The 15,687-nt window shown below is 66.2% G+C and carries 15 protein-coding genes; 8 read left to right on the forward strand and 7 right to left on the reverse strand.

Annotated features, from left to right (window positions below):
* Positions 1-84: 84 nt before the first annotated feature.
* Positions 85-1,899: a DEAD/DEAH box helicase gene (locus ACOQFL_RS00550; protein ID WP_435542097.1), complete on the forward strand. Its 1,815-nt coding sequence runs from the start codon at positions 85-87 to the stop codon at positions 1,897-1,899.
* A gap of 281 nt (positions 1,900-2,180) precedes the next feature.
* Here ACOQFL_RS00550 and ACOQFL_RS00555 read toward each other — a convergent pair whose 3' ends face one another.
* From ACOQFL_RS00555 to ppgK, 3 genes are all read right to left on the reverse strand, one after another.
* Positions 2,181-2,375, reverse strand: coding sequence for a DUF7455 domain-containing protein (locus ACOQFL_RS00555; RefSeq protein WP_092628606.1), 195 nt, complete (start codon positions 2,373-2,375; stop codon positions 2,181-2,183).
* An 878-nt stretch (positions 2,376-3,253) separates the two neighbouring features.
* A complete protein-coding gene (locus ACOQFL_RS00560) occupies positions 3,254-4,762 on the reverse strand; it encodes an RNA polymerase sigma factor (protein ID WP_435542449.1) in 1,509 nt (502 codons plus the stop codon).
* 328 nt (positions 4,763-5,090) lie between these two features.
* The gene (ppgK, locus tag ACOQFL_RS00565; protein WP_435542098.1) at positions 5,091-5,849 is read right to left on the reverse strand and encodes a polyphosphate--glucose phosphotransferase; all 759 of its coding nucleotides are present in this window, start codon (positions 5,847-5,849) and stop codon (positions 5,091-5,093) included.
* A gap of 63 nt (positions 5,850-5,912) precedes the next feature.
* On the opposite strand from ppgK, the gene ACOQFL_RS00570 reads away from it, so the two are divergent.
* A complete protein-coding gene (locus ACOQFL_RS00570) occupies positions 5,913-6,743 on the forward strand; it encodes an inositol monophosphatase family protein (protein WP_435542450.1) in 831 nt (276 codons plus the stop codon).
* A gap of 118 nt (positions 6,744-6,861) precedes the next feature.
* Here ACOQFL_RS00570 and cei read toward each other — a convergent pair whose 3' ends face one another.
* On the reverse strand, positions 6,862-7,575 hold the full coding sequence (cei, locus tag ACOQFL_RS00575; protein ID WP_435542099.1) for an envelope integrity protein Cei: 714 nt from the start codon (positions 7,573-7,575) through the stop codon (positions 6,862-6,864).
* A 559-nt stretch (positions 7,576-8,134) separates the two neighbouring features.
* On the opposite strand from cei, the gene ACOQFL_RS00580 reads away from it, so the two are divergent.
* The gene (locus tag ACOQFL_RS00580) at positions 8,135-8,437 is read left to right on the forward strand and encodes a DUF4193 domain-containing protein (RefSeq protein WP_092628599.1); all 303 of its coding nucleotides are present in this window, start codon (positions 8,135-8,137) and stop codon (positions 8,435-8,437) included.
* 248 nt (positions 8,438-8,685) lie between these two features.
* Here the strand turns inward: ACOQFL_RS00580 and ACOQFL_RS00585 are convergent, their stop codons facing one another.
* Complete coding sequence (locus tag ACOQFL_RS00585) at positions 8,686-9,225, reverse strand: DUF3093 domain-containing protein (RefSeq protein WP_435542100.1); 540 nt, start codon at positions 9,223-9,225, stop codon at positions 8,686-8,688.
* Between the two features lie 24 nt (positions 9,226-9,249).
* Here ACOQFL_RS00585 and dut point away from each other — a divergent pair, with 24 nt between their 5' ends.
* The 4 genes from dut (at position 9,250) to ACOQFL_RS00605 (ending at position 11,748) form a co-directional block, all read left to right on the forward strand.
* Positions 9,250-9,756 (forward strand): dUTP diphosphatase, encoded by a 507-nt coding sequence (dut, locus tag ACOQFL_RS00590; protein ID WP_435542101.1) that lies wholly within the window; start codon positions 9,250-9,252, stop codon positions 9,754-9,756.
* A 4-nt stretch (positions 9,757-9,760) separates the two neighbouring features.
* Positions 9,761-10,396: a DUF3710 domain-containing protein gene (locus ACOQFL_RS00595; RefSeq protein WP_435542102.1), complete on the forward strand. Its 636-nt coding sequence runs from the start codon at positions 9,761-9,763 to the stop codon at positions 10,394-10,396.
* Positions 10,397-10,546: 150 nt separating this feature from the next.
* Positions 10,547-10,924, forward strand: coding sequence for an OB-fold nucleic acid binding domain-containing protein (locus ACOQFL_RS00600; protein ID WP_435542103.1), 378 nt, complete (start codon positions 10,547-10,549; stop codon positions 10,922-10,924).
* Complete coding sequence (locus tag ACOQFL_RS00605; RefSeq protein ID WP_435542104.1) at positions 10,921-11,748, forward strand: DUF3159 domain-containing protein; 828 nt, start codon at positions 10,921-10,923, stop codon at positions 11,746-11,748. The genes ACOQFL_RS00600 and ACOQFL_RS00605 overlap by 4 nt, the downstream gene beginning before the upstream one ends.
* Positions 11,749-11,829: 81 nt before the next feature.
* On the opposite strand, the gene ACOQFL_RS00610 is transcribed toward ACOQFL_RS00605, so the two are convergent.
* Together ACOQFL_RS00610 and ACOQFL_RS00615 are read right to left on the reverse strand one after the other, a co-directional pair.
* Positions 11,830-12,501, reverse strand: a complete 672-nt coding sequence (locus tag ACOQFL_RS00610) for a potassium channel family protein (RefSeq protein ID WP_435542105.1) — start codon at positions 12,499-12,501, stop codon at positions 11,830-11,832.
* Positions 12,501-13,166, reverse strand: coding sequence for a potassium channel family protein (locus ACOQFL_RS00615; protein ID WP_435542106.1), 666 nt, complete (start codon positions 13,164-13,166; stop codon positions 12,501-12,503). The genes ACOQFL_RS00610 and ACOQFL_RS00615 overlap by 1 nt, the downstream gene beginning before the upstream one ends.
* Before the next feature lie 414 nt (positions 13,167-13,580).
* Between ACOQFL_RS00615 and ACOQFL_RS00620 the strand changes: the two genes are divergently transcribed.
* Positions 13,581-15,632, forward strand: coding sequence for an APC family permease (locus tag ACOQFL_RS00620; RefSeq protein ID WP_435542107.1), 2,052 nt, complete (start codon positions 13,581-13,583; stop codon positions 15,630-15,632).
* Positions 15,633-15,687: the final 55 nt, after the last annotated feature.

Consider the following 15,687-nt stretch of genomic DNA (forward strand, 5'->3'; position numbering starts at 1 on the left):
CGCGGAAGTATCGTCGCCGAGGATCTCGGCCGATCGGGGCGGATCCGGCCGCGGGTGTTGATCGGAAAGGAGTGGCAGACGAGCGTGTCCGAGACGCAAGTTGACCAATCCGTTCGTTCGGTGCTCAGCGACCCGTCACAGGCCAACGAGAAGCCGCTGCGTGCGTGGCAGCGCAGAGCGCTGACGAGGTACCTGGCCAGCAAACCACGGGACTTCATGGCGGTGGCGACGCCGGGAGCGGGTAAGACCACGTTCGGGCTGCGGATCGCCGCCGAGTTGTTGGCCGACCGGACGGTGGAGGCGGTGACGGTGGTTACCCCCACCGAACACCTCAAGCATCAGTGGGCGCTCGCCGCGGGCGGGGCCGGGATCCCGATCGACCCCGAGTTCAGCAACTCCGACGGCACGACCTCCCGCGACTATCGTGGTGTCGCGCTGACTTACGCGCAGGTCGCCTCGCACCCCAATCTGCACCGGGTGCGAACCGAACGCAGAAAAACACTGGTGATCCTGGACGAGGTCCACCACGCGGGCGACGCCAAATCCTGGGGCGACGCGGTCCGGGAGGCCTTCACCCCCGCCGAGCGCAGACTCAGCCTCACCGGTACACCGTTCCGTTCCGACGACAACCCCATCCCGTTCATCACCTACGAGCCGGACTCCGACGGGGCCCAGCGCAGCAAGGCCGATCATCTGTACGGCTATGCCGACGCGTTACAGGACGGTGTGGTCCGGCCGGTCATTTTCCTCGCCTACTCGGGCGAGGCCCGTTGGCGCACCAGCGCCGGTGACGAGTTCACCGCCAGGTTGGGCGAGCCCATGACCGCCGAGCAGACCGCGCGTGCCTGGCGTACCGCGCTCGATCCCGGTGGGGAGTGGATTCCCTCGGTACTGCAGGCTGCCGACACCAGACTCACCCACCTCCGCCGCGACGGGATGCCGGACGCGGGCGGGCTGGTGATCGCCTCTGATCAGAAGAGCGCTCGTTCCTACGCCAAGACGCTGCAACGCATCAGTGGCACGGAACCGGTCGTGGTGGTTTCCGACGACCCGCAGGCCTCCGAACGAATCGCCGCTTTCGCCGAGTCCGACGACCGCTGGATGGTGGCGGTGCGCATGGTCAGCGAGGGAGTGGACGTGCCACGGCTCGCCGTGGGTGTCTACGCCACGAGTGCCTCCACTCCGCTGTTCTTCGCACAGGTCATCGGCAGGTTCGTACGTGCCCGTCGTTCAGGTGAGACCGCCAGCATTTTCCTGCCCAGCGTGCCCGTGCTGCTCGAACTCGCCAGCCAGCTGGAGGCCGATCGCGACCACGTGCTCGGCAAACCGCACCGGGAGAAGGAGGGCTGGAACGACGAGGAACTGGTGGAGGCCAACCGGCAGCGCGACGAGCCGGGGGAGAACGAACAGCCCTACACCTCGCTGGGAGCCGAGGCCGAGCTCGACCAGGTGATCTACGACGGCTCCTCGTTCGGTACCGCCGCCTTCGCCACCACCGAGGAGGAGCAGGACTACATCGGGTTGCCCGGTCTGCTGGAGCCGGACCAGGTGCGCGCGCTGTTGCAGCAGCGCCAGCAGGAGCAGCTGCGCGAGGTGGACAAGCGCGAGAAGCAGCACAAGGCGGAGCAGACCGCCACACCGGGACACGATCCGCAACGGGGTGGAGCTTCCGGGGGCGGGCAGTCCGTCACCGAGGAACAGCGCCCGCAGAGCGTCCAGGAGCGTCTCAAGGCGCTGCGCAAGGAACTCAACAAGGTGGTTTCCCTGCATCACCAGCGAACTGGCAAGCCCTACGGAGCGATTCACAAGGAGTTGCGCCGGGTCTGTGGTGGGCCTGCCACCGCCAGCGCCACCATCGAGCAGCTGGAGGAGCGCATCGCCACGCTCCGTTCCTGGTGATGTGCTCGGACCTCTGGTGACGTGCTCGGTTTTCCCGGGCATGCCCGGAAGCCGAACGCTATCGGTGTGTCGTGCCCGCGCCCCCGCGTTCCCGGTTCGGGCCCGGGAACGCTCGTTGCCGGTGGGGCGGAGGAAGGCGAAACACGAGATGCCCGGCCGGAGAAATCCGACCGGGCACTCGTTGTGGTTCCGAATTCGGAACCGGTTCCGGGGTTCGTGGGGTGGCCGGTTCACCGACTCCTCGGCTCTTCCGGCCCCCGGACACTCCGGTAACCGTGATCTCAGAGTTCGATCTGTTCGTCTTCCTGCAGATCCGCCTCGATCTCGCTGAGTCCCGACTTGAACTCACGGGCGTGGTGTCCGCAGAACAGCAGCTCTCCGCCGGACTGGAGAACTGCCCTGAGCTTTGCGGCGGCCCCGCAGCGGTCACAGCGGTCGGCGGCGGTCAACTCGGGGCGGGTGAGTGTGTCAGGCATCGGAATCTCCCTCCGTCCCGGCGTCGGGGGTACCCGACGCCTCGATCCTGCTGCAACCACCGGTAGCCCGCTGGCGACGGGGCCGGTGTCGCAAGTTCCACTCTTACAGACACTTGGCCTCGCGTCACTGTTCCAACCTCGATCAGCGACTTGCGTCACCCGGAAATGCCCGAATGGTGGAGTGATCGGGAGCACACTGTAACCCCAATCGTCACTGGCCTGCTGACCAGGAAAAACAATGCTCTCGACTGGCCACGGGCTGTGACTTGAATCAAAAAGCAATGGCTGTTCAGGGTGTTTTTCGGCACATTTGCGCTTATGGCGGCGCCAAGGGTTCCGCTGTGGGCGAACGGGCGCGGTCGCCCTGTTCCCGGCGTGTGGCACGAAAAATGTGTCCCCGGTCACTTTTCATGACGGGGGGCGTACTGCTCGGGACCGTCTCCGGCTCGGGTGAATGGCCCGAACGACCCGGCTGAGCCGTTCGCGTTCGGGTTCCCGGACTCGTGGCCGCGGTGTGGCAGCAGTGAGCGGCCACCTGCCGTCCGCCACTCAGCGGGTCCAGTCAGCGGATCCGGTGAGCGGGCTCCAGCGACGCAACTCTGCTCCGGCCGAGCCCGGATCCGGCACGAAAAAGCGCCCGTCCCCGTTCGGGGCGGGCGCGTTGGAGGGCCGGTCGGGGCGAGTGCGATGCGGGAGTCCGAATACGTTACCGGGCCGCACGGTCCCGTGGGTCCGTCCCGGCGATGGACAGGATCCCGGACCGGGAGGCTGGGCTGCGGGGCACACGGTGTGGTTCGCACGAAGTGTGCCCCGCCCTGCCTGCCGGAAACCGCCCCACTCGGGTGAGCCCCGAGCGGACACGGGCCCATACAGCTCGGTCAGTCCAGGTAGTCGCGCAGTACCTGGGACCGTGAGGGATGCCGCAGCTTCGACATCGTCTTGGACTCGATCTGGCGAATGCGCTCCCTCGTGACGCCGTAAACCTGTCCGATCTCGTCCAGCGTGCGCGGCTGCCCGTCGGTAAGCCCGAACCGGAGGCGGACCACACCGGCCTCCCGCTCCGAGAGGGTTTGCAGCACCGACTGCAGCTGATCCTGCAGCAGGGTGAACGAGACTGCGTCCACGGCCACCACGGCTTCGGAGTCCTCGATGAAGTCACCGAGCTGGCTGTCGCCCTCGTCGCCGATGGTCTGGTCGAGCGAGATGGGTTCCCTGGCGTACTGCTGGATCTCCAGTACTTTCTCGGGGGAGATGTCCATCTCCTTGGCGAGCTCTTCCGGAGTGGGCTCGCGCCCCAGGTCCTGCAGCAGCTCACGCTGGATACGGCCGAGTTTGTTGATGACCTCGACCATGTGGACCGGGATACGGATCGTGCGGGCCTGGTCCGCCATGGCGCGTGTGATCGCCTGGCGGATCCACCAGGTGGCGTAGGTGGAGAACTTGTAGCCCTTGGTGTAGTCGAACTTCTCGACCGCACGGATCAGGCCCAAGTTGCCCTCCTGGATCAGGTCCAGAAAAGCCATTCCCCGCCCGGTGTAGCGCTTGGCCAGGCTCACCACCAGCCGCAGGTTGGCCTCCAGCAGGTGGCTCTTCGCACGCTCACCGTCGCGCACGATCCAGCGCAGATCCCGGCGAAGTTGCAAGGGGGGCATCTCGCCCGCTTCCTCCGCCTGCCGCAGTCGCTCGGCGGAGTAGAGGCCCGCCTCGATTCGCTTGGCGAGTTCGACCTCCTCCTCCGCGTTGAGCAGCGCGACCTTGCCGATCTGCTTGAGATAGGCACGTACGGAATCGGCCGAAGCGGTCAGCTCGGCATCCTTGCGGGCCTGCCGGAGAGCTTCGGACTCCTCCTCGTCCCAGACGAAGTCCGGGTCGGTCTTGCCTTCCTCGTCCTCGACGACCTCCGGCTCCTCGGGGATGTCGACCTCGATGTCGTCGAGTTCGTTGTCTCCGATGTTGGCCGAACTCAGGTCGGTCTCGATCGGTTCGTCGATCTCCAGGTTCTCGCCGTTGGCCTGGTCCGGAGTCGACTCACCCGTCGATTGGGACGCGGTGTTGTTCCCGGCCGACTTGGTCGTCTTCTTCGTCGTCGACTTCGCCGACGACTTGGAATTGCTCTTGCGGCCGGTCGATTTCGTCCCGCTCGACTTGGTTCCGTCGGACTTGGTTCCGCTCGACTTTGTCGTGGTCGAGCCCTTCGAGTTCTTCTTGCCGGTGGACGAGGATTTCGGTGCTTCGTCGGTTTCGGCCTCGGGAGCCGTGTCCGCGTTCGAAGCGGTCTTCGTCTTGTTGGGCTCGGACCGGGCCCCGCCTGATGCTGCAGCGGAGCCGGAGCGTCGGGTTGCGGTTTCTGCGGCTGCCACGTACGCCCTTTCGCGACGGTCTGTCAGGGCTGGCCGGGGGCGCGAAACCTCGGCCGCCAGGGGGTCGGGGACAACCCACCGTTCGAGCCCTACGAGGCGTGCCGGAAGGCCGTGAATTCGGTGGGACGTGTTCCATTGTAACTGCGTCAGGTGAGTGTGGTTCCGCTGCAAGGCTGATCAGAACACCGTGTCGTGTGCACAGGTCTCCGATGCCCGAGTTCGTCGCGCTCGGAAGCCACATTCCCAGTGGGGCGCACCGAACTCCCGGGCCCGCGCCGCACGCTCCCGTCGCGGGAACGCCCGGTGCACGGCTCGGGAAGTCTCGGTGCGATTGTTTTCGCACTGCAGCCGGACCCTACGCGCGTTGCGCGGCGGCTGATGCCGCACCGACTATACCCGCGTCGTTCTTCAGTGCCGCCGCCACGATGGGGGTTCGGTTCTGCAGCAGCGGCAGCCATTTGTGCGACTTCTTGCTGACACCGCCCCCCGCGATGATCAGATCCGGCCACAGGAACCTCTCCAGACTCTGGATGTACCTGCTCACCCTGGGAGCCCACTCCTCGTAGCTGAGTCCGAGGTTGTCCTTGACCGAGGCCGCTGCCTCCGCTTCGGCGTCCTGCCCGGCGACTTCGATGTGCCCGAGTTCGGTGTTCGGCAACAGACGCCCGTCCAGGAACGCCGAGCTGCCTATACCGGTGCCGAAGGTGAGGACGACCACGAGGCCGGATTCGCGCTCCACTCCGGCGCCGAAGCGCATCTCGGCAAGCCCCGCGGCGTCGGCATCGTTGAGCATTACGATTTGCTCACGAGCTCGCCCGAGCCGTTTGGCGAACAGTCCTTGAGCGTCTGTATCGATCCAGTCTTCGTCGATATTGGCGGCCGTCAACGCCGTGCCATTCTTGATCACGCACGGTAGTGTGATGCCCACCGGGCCGTCCCAGCCGAACTTGCCGACGATCTCGGCGACCACATCGGCCACGGCTTCCGGAGTGGAGGGATGGGGAGTCGAGATGCGCAGCCGTTCGTCGGCCAGGACTCCACCCTCGACATCGACCGGGCATCCCTTGATGCCGGAGCCGCCGATGTCAATGCCGAATCCGCGGGCAGTGCCCATGCCTGATCCTTCCTATTCGATTCAGGACGAGGTGTGCAGACTTTAACCGCGCTGTGTTGCGATGTGAACGTGGGTTTGACACATCAGTATGACGCGGTGGGGCTGCGGGACACTTCGGTGCTCGTCGCACGGGAGGCCGCCGAGCTGGCGATGACCATGCGGAACGAGATCGTCACCACGGGGGCGGTGGACACGAAGAGTACCGAGACGGACGTGGTGACGGCCGCGGACCGGGCGGTGGAGAAGCTGATCAGGCAGCGACTGGCCGAACTTCGGCCGGGCGAGTCGGTACTCGGCGAGGAGGAAGGGGGTGCGGCCGAACAGGCGGGATTGCGTTGGGTGGTCGATCCCATCGACGGAACCGTCAACTATCTCTACGGTTACCCCGCGTACGCCGTTTCGATCGCAGCGCAGCTGGACGGCGTGTCGTTGGCCGGTGCTGTGGTGGAGCCCCCATCGGGGCGTGTCTGGAGCGCCGCCGTGGGCCACGGTGCCGATCTCGACGGTGAACCCCTGCGGGTCGCGGACTCACGGCGTCTCGACCTGGCACTGCTCGGCACCGGATTCAGCTATCTCCGGCAACGTCGTGTCCGGCAGGCTTCGTTGTTGCTGGAGTTGCTCGGTGAGATACGCGACATCAGACGCGGTGGTGCGGCCGCTCTCGAACTGTGTGCCGTTGCCGCCGGATGGCTGGACGGTTACTACGAACACGGTCTGTCGCGATGGGACTGGGCCGCGGGTTCGCTGATCGCCGCCGAGGCGGGTGCGCGGTTACGGCTGCCCGCGACGGGAACCACCGACGGTCTGGGGGACGAGGCCATCGTCTGCGTCGCTCCCGGAATCGCCGATGGGCTCACTGACAAGCTGCTCGAGCACGGGGCCGCCGACATCTGAGAACTTTTCGTGACCCGGAGCTCGCCCGGTTCCCGGATGTGAATCCAGTTCGAGGCCGCACGCGCTCCGAGGCCGGGAATTCTCCGGTCCCGGAGCGGGGCGCGGGAGGAGTCAACGGTCAGCAGTGCACGTCACGGGCGGCGTCGAGCAGCTCCTCGGAGACGTTCGGTTGGCCCACTCGCTGCTGGTCGGCTCCGCTGCGGCGGTTCTCCTTGGCCCAGTTCTTGAGTTGCTGCAGTACCTGGTGGGCCTGCTGGGTGGCGCGCACCCCGTCGAACTCCGAGCCCAGCGCCAGATCCACCGTCGTGCCGGGGCGCTGGTCACGGACCAACTGCGCGCAGGGAGCGATCAGGCTCAGCGTGCGGGCGGCTCCGGCACCTGCCCGGCCGTAACGTATCTGGCCGTGGCATTTCAGGTTCGAATCCGGATAGATCGGATCGTTGGCCGGGTCGCCACCTTTGGCGAATCCGAGATTGTTCAGCTCCTCGGTGACCAGGGTGGCCTGATTGACTTCGCCGTTGGCGTTGAACACGTGCACCGAGACGTCCTGTGGGGGGATCGGTGTGGTGCCGTCCAACGCTTCGCGGGACAGCATCGTGCCCGCCGGTGTCTTGGTGGGGGGTTCGCCGGGCTTCGCCGCCGAGGTGCCCGCTTCGGCCTCCGGCAAGTTGCAGCGAGTCGCCATTTCCACCGATTCGGTCGATTCGAACACTCTGGTCCAGACGAAACCCGACAACAGGGCGAGTACGGCGAGCAGGATCAACGCGGGCAATGGGCGCCGGCGCCGATACCGCGGACCCCGCAGCCCTTTTCCTGTGCTCGCGGTGGACACGTTCTGCCAGCCTCCCCTGATCGAGCCGTCATTCGTCCCGGTGAGTTCCGTCGAAACGGTTTCACGCCGAATCGACTGTCCGCCCAATCAGCTTAGGTGTTGCTGCGCGACTACGCGGCATCGTGCGAACAGTCGTGTCGAAGTTGTTGCCCATGGGTCTTCGTCGTTGCCAGGTGTGCCGTTACGTTGCTGGAGCGGTTCGTGGAAATGGTGGAGCACCCCCACCGCCCCGGCGGCTGTCCGATGTCGTTCTTCGCGTCCGTTCGTCCGTCCGTGTCCACCCTGCCATGCTGTTGCTCGTATCACAGGATTCACCGGCGGCGGGGTGAAGCACATACCACACCTACGGGTGACCCGGTGCGTATCCCGCGCCGGGATGAGCTACCCTTCCCGCGCTCCACGCTGTGAGGCTGAGGTCGGTCGCTCGTTTCGGGGGAACTTGGAGCGCAGGACAAACGGAGACCTCCGCCACTCTCGCGTGCGGGCACAAATTGGAGCCCTGGAACGTTGACCAGCGGCACACCATTGCAAATCTCCACAAATGCAGGGGTGAAACGAGATGGCCACCGACTACGACGCTCCGCGGCGCAACGAGTCCGAGGATCTTCCCGAGGACTCGCTGGAAGAGCTCAAGGCCAAACGCAACGATGCTCAGTCCGGTTCCGTGGACACGGACGAGGGTGAGATCGCGGACAATTTCGAGCTTCCGGGAGCCGACCTCTCCGGTGAGGAGATGACGGTCAAGGTGCTCCCGAAGCAGGCCGACGAGTTCACCTGCTCCAGCTGTTTCCTGGTGCACCACCGCAATCGGTTGGCGGGGGAGCGGAACGGGAAATACGTCTGCCGCGACTGCGCGGCCTGAAACGCGTGGGTCGAGGACCCGAGAGCGGGCTGGATGTGAGAAACAGCACGTCCAGTCCGCTGTTCGTTGCCAACGCGTACTCCCAACACGTGCTGCCAACGCGTGCTTTGAGCGACGCACCGCTCTGACCGGCGACGCGTCGCTGCCACCGGGGCACGCTCTCACCGGCCCCGTTCGGTACCGAGTCGATCCGCCACCGCTCCCGGCATGTCCGGGTGCGGCGCGCACAGCCCGGAGACGTATCCCCGCTACTCCTCTCGGCGGTCTCCACCGACCTGCCGTCGGTCTTGCCGCAGCACCTCGGCCAGTCGTTCCGGATGCCGCGTACTGACCACCCAGTAGGGGGTCGGATCGTCGGGATCGTCCAACCAGATTCGTGCGGCGGTTGGTGCCCAGGGGCTGTGCAGCATGAAAGCCGCCGGATCCAGTTCCGGGCCGAGCGCTCTTCGTTTCCGTTCCCGCGGGATCACCTCGACGTCGGAGACGAACCGCAGCGGCAGCCGCGCGTTGCCCGCCCGTAGTTCCCGCTCGGTGACCACGAGGCGCGTTCGGCTCAGCCAGGCGGGCAGGGCTACCGACAGCGGCAACAGCACCACGTAGGGCAGCCACGCGCGAATGCCCGGATAACCCATGTGCACCTCGGCGGCCAGCAGGGCGGCCGCTACGAGCGGCAATGGCCAGCTCCACCAGGAGACGTGCAGCCGTTCCCGGTAGCGGATTTCTCCGGTCGTGTCATTCAACCCGGTCGTGGGACCGCTTTCGGGGGCCGCTTCTGAACTGTCCGACACGTCCTCAGGGTAGTCTTGCGCCCCGTGCCAAGCGTGAAGGTCCTGCTTACTCGTGTGGATCCCGAAATACAGCCCCCGTCCTACGCCCGGAGCGGTGATGCCGGTGCGGATCTCGTCACCGCGGAGGACCTGGTGCTCCGCCCCGGACGTCGTGCCGTGGTCGGTACCGGGATCGCCATAGCTCTCCCGGAGGGTTTCGCCGGTTTCGTGCACCCGCGTTCCGGGATGGCTGCCCGGTCGGGACTCAGCGTGGTCAACGCCCCGGGAACCGTTGACGCGGGCTACCGGGGTGAGATCAAAGTGTGCTTGATCAATCATGATCCGGAACGGGAGATCGTACTGCGGCGCGGGGACCGAATAGCCCAGTTGGTGGTGCAGCGTGTCGAACACGCCGTTTTCGAGGAGGTCGTCCAACTGCCGGAGTCGGTACGCGGTTCCGACGGTTATGGTTCGACCGGAGTTCACAGTGCGTTGACGGGTTCGGCCGAGGTTGGCGACACAGGTAATACGACCGGTAGTACGGAGGTCTGACGGGATGTTCGGATGGCGCCGTCGCGACGGACGCGAGGATGACACGGATGGTTCCGATGTCAGCGAGGACTATCACGACGGGGCGGATTCCGCGCCCGAGGGCGGACCCTATGACACGCACGAGGCTCCGCACGACGAAGTCGAACGGCTCGATCTCGGATCGGTGCGGTTGCCCGTGCCGGAGAACAGCCAGTTGCAGGTGGAGGTCGATCCCGAGGGGCCGGTGCGGGCCGTGCACCTGCTCACTCCCTCCGGGCGGCTCACCGTCAGCGCGTTCGCCGCTCCGCGAACCGGTGACCTCTGGCAGGAGGTACGCCAGGAGCTGATCGAGCAGTTGCGTTCCGACGGGGCACAAGTGCGTCACGAGCAGGGAATCTGGGACACCGAACTCGTGGCCGACACGGACAGGACCTCGTTGCGCTTCGTCGGTGTGGACGGCCCTCGTTGGTTGTTGCGCGGGGTGGCGGCCAGCCCTTCCGAGGATCTCGAGGCGTGCACGAAGCTGCTGTACGCGGTCATCGACGAGACGATCGTCGATCGCGGTTCGGATCCCATGCCGGTCCGCACCCCGCTGCCGATCGAGCTCCCCGACGAGATCGCACAGCACATTCAGCAGCAGCAGGAGCAGACGGGAGCCTGAGATCGCTCGTGCTCCGGGTGTGGTTCGAACTCGGAAGTCGTTCGCTCGAACCGTCGTTACCCACACGAGGCTGGACTACGAGACTAGGCTGAACTCGCACGGGTTGGAACCCGCGCGGGCACACTGGCCCACTGCGCACAGGAGCGCGAGATGAGCAACACCGGAGACGGCTACCTCCGCCGCCTCGTACGCCGCCTCACCAGCGACGTCGCCGAACTCGACGCCGACGACCTCTCCGAGAGGTCGCGGGCGAGCGGGGCCAGGCGGGCGTGCGACTGCAAGTGCGGTGAACAAGCGGAGGTGTTGGGCCGAGTCCGCTGTGTCGGTATGGCGCCCAGAGCTTCGGTCCCCACGTTGGAAGCCGAGCTATACGACGGCACCGACGGGGTGACATTGGTTTGGCTCGGCAGGCGTCAGATCACCGGTATCGAACCCGGCAGAACTATAAAGGCCCGCGGTCGGATTGCCGATCGTGATGGTCACAAGGTTCTTTACAATCCCTACTACGAGTTGCAGAACACCGCATGACTGAATCCGGTTCATCCACTCCGGACGGGGCGGACCCCGTCCGGAGTCACGACGAGGCGTCCGACGGTGGGTCCGAGGGGAGCACCGGGGCGCCCAAGGCGCCGTTCGGGGTGCGTGTCCCCGCCGAGGGGGCCGAGCAGACACTGCTGCAGCAGATGGGCGGTGTCAGCGGTCTCGCCTATTCCGCGGTTCCCATCGTCGTATTCGTTGTCGCCAACTCGCTGGTCGGGATGGTTCCGGCCATCTGGATCGCCATCACGAGCTCGCTCGTGCTCGCCCTGGTGCGGCTCGTCCGCAGGGAACCCCTGCAGCCGGCTGTCTCGGGTGTGCTCGGGGTGGCGGTCTGTTCCTTCATCGCCTACCGCACGGGGGATGCCAAGGGATTCTTTCTGCTCGGGATCTGGACCAGCCTGATCTACGGTGGCGTGTTCCTGGTTTCGATGCTCGTGCGGTGGCCGCTGATCGGCGTCGCCTGGTCCGTGCTCAACGGGCACGGATTCCGGTGGCGAGAGCAGCGGCGGGCCCTGACGGGTTACGACCTGGCGACGCTTGCCTGGACGATCGTTTTCGTCGCCAAGTTCGTGGTGCAGCAGTGGCTTTACGCCGCTGACGAGACGGGCTGGCTGGCTGTGGCGCGTATCGCCATGGGGTATCCGCTCACCGCCCTGGCACTGCTGGTGACGGTGTGGGCCATTCGACGCGCGGGCAAAGTCGCCGAACAGGAGCGCGAGGCCCAGGAGTGCGAGGACGAGTCCGCGGGCTCCGACGGCGGTGACGGGACCGGCGAGGCGACCCCGTCACGCCCTCGGCAGGAAATGGGATGACTCCGGCTGCCGGGAGGTGCGCCGCGTGTTCCTCCCGGCTGTTCGGACGAGCCGTGAACGCCGTTTCGCGGCCGGTGCTTCTCAGTCCGGGTCGGGCGGGTCGTGCACCAGTTCGCTGAGCCGCCGTTCCACGTCGCCCGAGGCGACGAAGAGCATCTCGTCACCCACCTCCAGCGGGTCGTCGGGCTGCGGAACGATGACCCGTCCGCCGCGAAGGATCGTGACCAGCGCGGCGTCCGCGGGAAGTGTCAGATCGCGGACCCTGCGGCCTGCCAGCGGAGCACCTTCGGGCAGGGTCATCTCCACCAGGTTGGCCTGTCCCTGCCGCAGCGTCATGAGTCGGACGATGTCGCCGACGCTGACCGCTTCCTCCACCATCGCGGCCAGCATGCGCGGGGTCGACACCGCGACATCGACTCCCCATGCCTCGTTGAACAACCACTCGTTGTGCGGATCGTTCACCCGCGCCGCGACTCGCCTCACCGCGAACTCAGTCTTGGTCAGCAGTGAGACCACCAGGTTGACCTTGTCGTCACCGGTGGCGGCTATCACTACGTCGCAGGTCTCGACGCCGGTCTCCTCCAGCGAGGAGAGTTCACAGGCGTCCGCGTGCACCCACTGGGCTCCCGGGATGGCCCTGGGCTGGTAGTTCTGAGCCGAGCGCTCGATAAGCATGACCTGGTGTCCGCCCTCGAGGAGTTCGCCCGCTATGGACTGCCCGACCGCGCCTGCTCCTGCTATGGCGATGCGCATTACTGGGTCTCCTCGGGTGGGCGCTGCGCCGTGGCGGTTATCTCGGTGATCGTTCCCGACAGGGCCGCCACGTAAACGGTGTCGTCGGCCTGCACCACCGTGTCCGATTTCGGTAGCACACCGTTGCCGAACCGCATGATGAACGCGACCCGGCATCCGGTCGCGGTTTCCAGGTCGCGGGTGCGCCTACCCACCCAGCTCTCGTGCAACGGCAGGCGCAGCACGGCCACGCTTCCGGAGGGGTCCCGCCATTCCGTCGCCACCCCTTCGGGGAGCAGCATCCGGAGGAACCGGTCGGTGGTCCACGGCACCGTGGCCACCGTCGGGATTCCCAACCGCTGGTACACCTCGGCCCGTTTCGGGTCGTAGATCCGTGCCACCACGTGATCCACCCCGAAGGTCTCCCGGGCCACCCGTGCCGAGACGATGTTGGAGTTGTCCCCGTTGGACACGGCGGCGAAGGAGCCCGCCCGTTCTATCCCGGCTTCGATCAGTACGTCCCGGTCGAAACCGTTCCCCGTCACACACTGGCCGTGGAACTGTTTGCTCAACCGGTGGAAGGACTCACCGTTCTTGTCCACGACTGCCACGGTGTGATCGAGCCGTTGCAGCGCGGCCGCGAGAGAAGCCCCCACTCGGCCACAGCCCATGATCACGACATGCACGACCGGTTTCCTCGCTCTCGGCTGGTTGCCGGACCCACTGTGTCGGGATCCGTGACCCTTCCCACAGCTCTGACAGTACCCGTCGATGTACCGAGTCTCCGTGTCTCGAAACGGCCCGGTCCGGTGACGGACGACGGCTCGGATCGACACGACGCGCTGAGTCGGCGCGGGCCGGTGCACCGTATCGAGTGAAGCGGGTGTCCCTCACCCAGGGGGCCTATCCGGAACCCGGTGTTCGGTTTCCGGTGCGCAACGAGCTCGTGGCCACCGATTTCGGCCCGTTGAGCCCGGGCCCCCGCCGTTGGCGGGGGCGGGCACCGGGGTAGGCCGCGAGGACTCCTCCCGCCGCGACAGACGGAACGAGTGGGCGATCCCGCGGGAGCGGTTCGCGGACCGCCTCCTACGCTCTTGGCCGTGTCCAAGCTCGCGACCGTGACCAAGCGTCTGCTGGTGGGCCGACCGTTCCGCAGTGACCGGTTGTCGCACACGCTGCTGCCCAAACGCATCGCCCTACCGGTGTTCGCGTCGGACCCGATGTCCAGCGTGGCCTACGCGCCGCAGGAGATCCTGCTCACGCTGTCCGTGGCCGGTATATCGGCGTACGCGATCAGCCCGTGGATCGGCCTCGTCGTCGTCGCGGTGATGCTGGTGGTGGTGGCCTCCTACCGCCAGAACGTGCGTGCCTACACCTCCGGTGGCGGTGACTACGAGGTGGCCACCACCAACCACGGCCGCCGCTGGGGGCTCGTGGTCGCCAGCGCGCTGCTGGTCGACTACGTGCTCACCGTCGCCGTCTCCATCTCCTCGGCCGCCGCCAACATAGGCTCGGTCGTGCCGTTCGTGGCCACGCACAAGGTCGCTTTCGCGGTGGGTGCCATCGCCCTGCTCACAGCCGTGAACCTGCGGGGCGCCCGCGAATCCGGCACCACCTTCGCCGTGCCCACCTACGCGTTCGTGCTGGGTATTCTGGGAATGATCGGCTTCGGCCTCTACCGCACCTACGTGCGCGGTGAGGAGTTGCGGGCCGAGAGCGCGGGCTTCGAACTGGCCCAGGAACCTTCCCAAATCGCCGGGCTCGGCTTCGTTTTCCTCGTGCTGCGCGCCTTCTCCTCCGGCAGCGCCGCGTTGACCGGGGTGGAGGCCATCAGCAACGGTGTGCCCGCCTTTCGAAAGCCCAAACCGCGCAATGCCGCCACGACCCTGTTGTGGATGGGGCTGCTCGCCGTCACCATGTTCATGGGTCTGCTCATGCTGGCCCGTGTCACCGGCGTGGTCATCGCGGAGGATCCGCGACACCAGCTCATCGGGGCACCCCAGGGGTACGAGCAGAAGACGCTGATCGCGCAGCTGGCTCACGCGGTGTTCGGCGGGTTCACCCCCGCTGTCTACTATCTGATCTTCTTCACCGGGTTGATCCTGGTGCTGGCTGCCAACACCGCGTTCAACGGTTTTCCGTTGCTGGGGTCCGTCCTGGCCCAGGACCGGTACCTGCCGCGGCAGTTGCACACCCGGGGCGACAGACTCGCCTTCTCCAACGGCATTCTGTTCCTGGCCGGGTTCGCCACCGTGCTGGTCCTCGTGTTCGAGGCCGATGTGACCAAGCTGATCCAGCTCTACATCGTCGGTGTGTTCGTCTCGTTCGTGCTGAGTCAAAGCGGCATGATCAGACACTGGAATCGGCGGTTACGTATCGAGGAGGATCCGTCCGCCCGGGCCAGCATGCGCAGGGCCCGCGTGATCAACTCGATCGGGCTCGCGATGACCGCCACGGTGCTCGTCATCGTGCTGATCACGAAGTTCCTGCACGGTGCCTGGATCGCGATCGCCGCGATGGTCGCCGGCTACCTGTTGATGCGCGGTATACGCAAGCACTACGACCGGGTCAGTGCGGAGCTGAGTCGCACCGACGGGCCGACTGTACTGCCCTCCCGCAACTACGGCCTGGTGCTGGTTTCGCAGTTGCACCTGCCGAGCATGCGGGCTTTGGCCTACGCACGCGCCACCAGGCCCGACGAGCTGGAGGCCATCACCGTCAACGTCGACGACTCGGACACCAGGCGGCTCGTGGCCGCTTGGGAGGAACGTGACGTCACGGTCCCGCTCAAGGTGCTCGAATCCCCTTATCGTGAGATCACTCGGCCGATCGTGGACTATGTGAAGCGGATCCGGCGGGACAGTCCGCGCGATGTGGTGACCGTTTTCATTCCGGAGTACGTGGTCGGACGTTGGTGGGAGCAGTTGCTGCACAATCAGAGCGCGCTTCGCCTCAAGAGCAGGTTGTTGTTCGAGCCGGGGGTGATGGTCACCAGTGTTCCGTGGCAGCTGGAGTCCTCCACCAGGGTCGATCTGCGCGCGCCCACGCCCCGCCGTTCGGTGCGCTGGGGAGCCGGAAACGGGAACAAGGGCAACGGGAACAAGGGCAATGGGGAGAAGAGCAATGGTGGGAGCGGTAACGGGCAGCGTTGATCCTCTTCCGAGGCATGTCCGTACCGGTCCGGTGCCCCACCGATGTTCTTCGCTG

The organism is Actinopolyspora sabaoui, from assembly GCF_051225635.1.
GTDB lineage: Bacteria > Actinomycetota > Actinomycetes > Mycobacteriales > Pseudonocardiaceae > Actinopolyspora.

Coding starts and splice junctions, on each gene's coding strand:
- ACOQFL_RS00610 (WP_435542105.1), bottom strand. CDS start 12,501: ATGCGCATCGCCATAGCAGGAGCAGGCGCGGTCGGGCAGTCCATAGCG.
- ACOQFL_RS00580 (WP_092628599.1), top strand. CDS start 8,135: ATGGCCACCGACTACGACGCTCCGCGGCGCAACGAGTCCGAGGATCTT.
- ACOQFL_RS00555 (WP_092628606.1), bottom strand. CDS start 2,375: ATGCCTGACACACTCACCCGCCCCGAGTTGACCGCCGCCGACCGCTGT.
- ACOQFL_RS00605 (WP_435542104.1), top strand. CDS start 10,921: ATGACTGAATCCGGTTCATCCACTCCGGACGGGGCGGACCCCGTCCGG.
- ppgK (WP_435542098.1), bottom strand. CDS start 5,849: ATGGGCACTGCCCGCGGATTCGGCATTGACATCGGCGGCTCCGGCATC.
- ACOQFL_RS00600 (WP_435542103.1), top strand. CDS start 10,547: ATGAGCAACACCGGAGACGGCTACCTCCGCCGCCTCGTACGCCGCCTC.
- ACOQFL_RS00595 (WP_435542102.1), top strand. CDS start 9,761: ATGTTCGGATGGCGCCGTCGCGACGGACGCGAGGATGACACGGATGGT.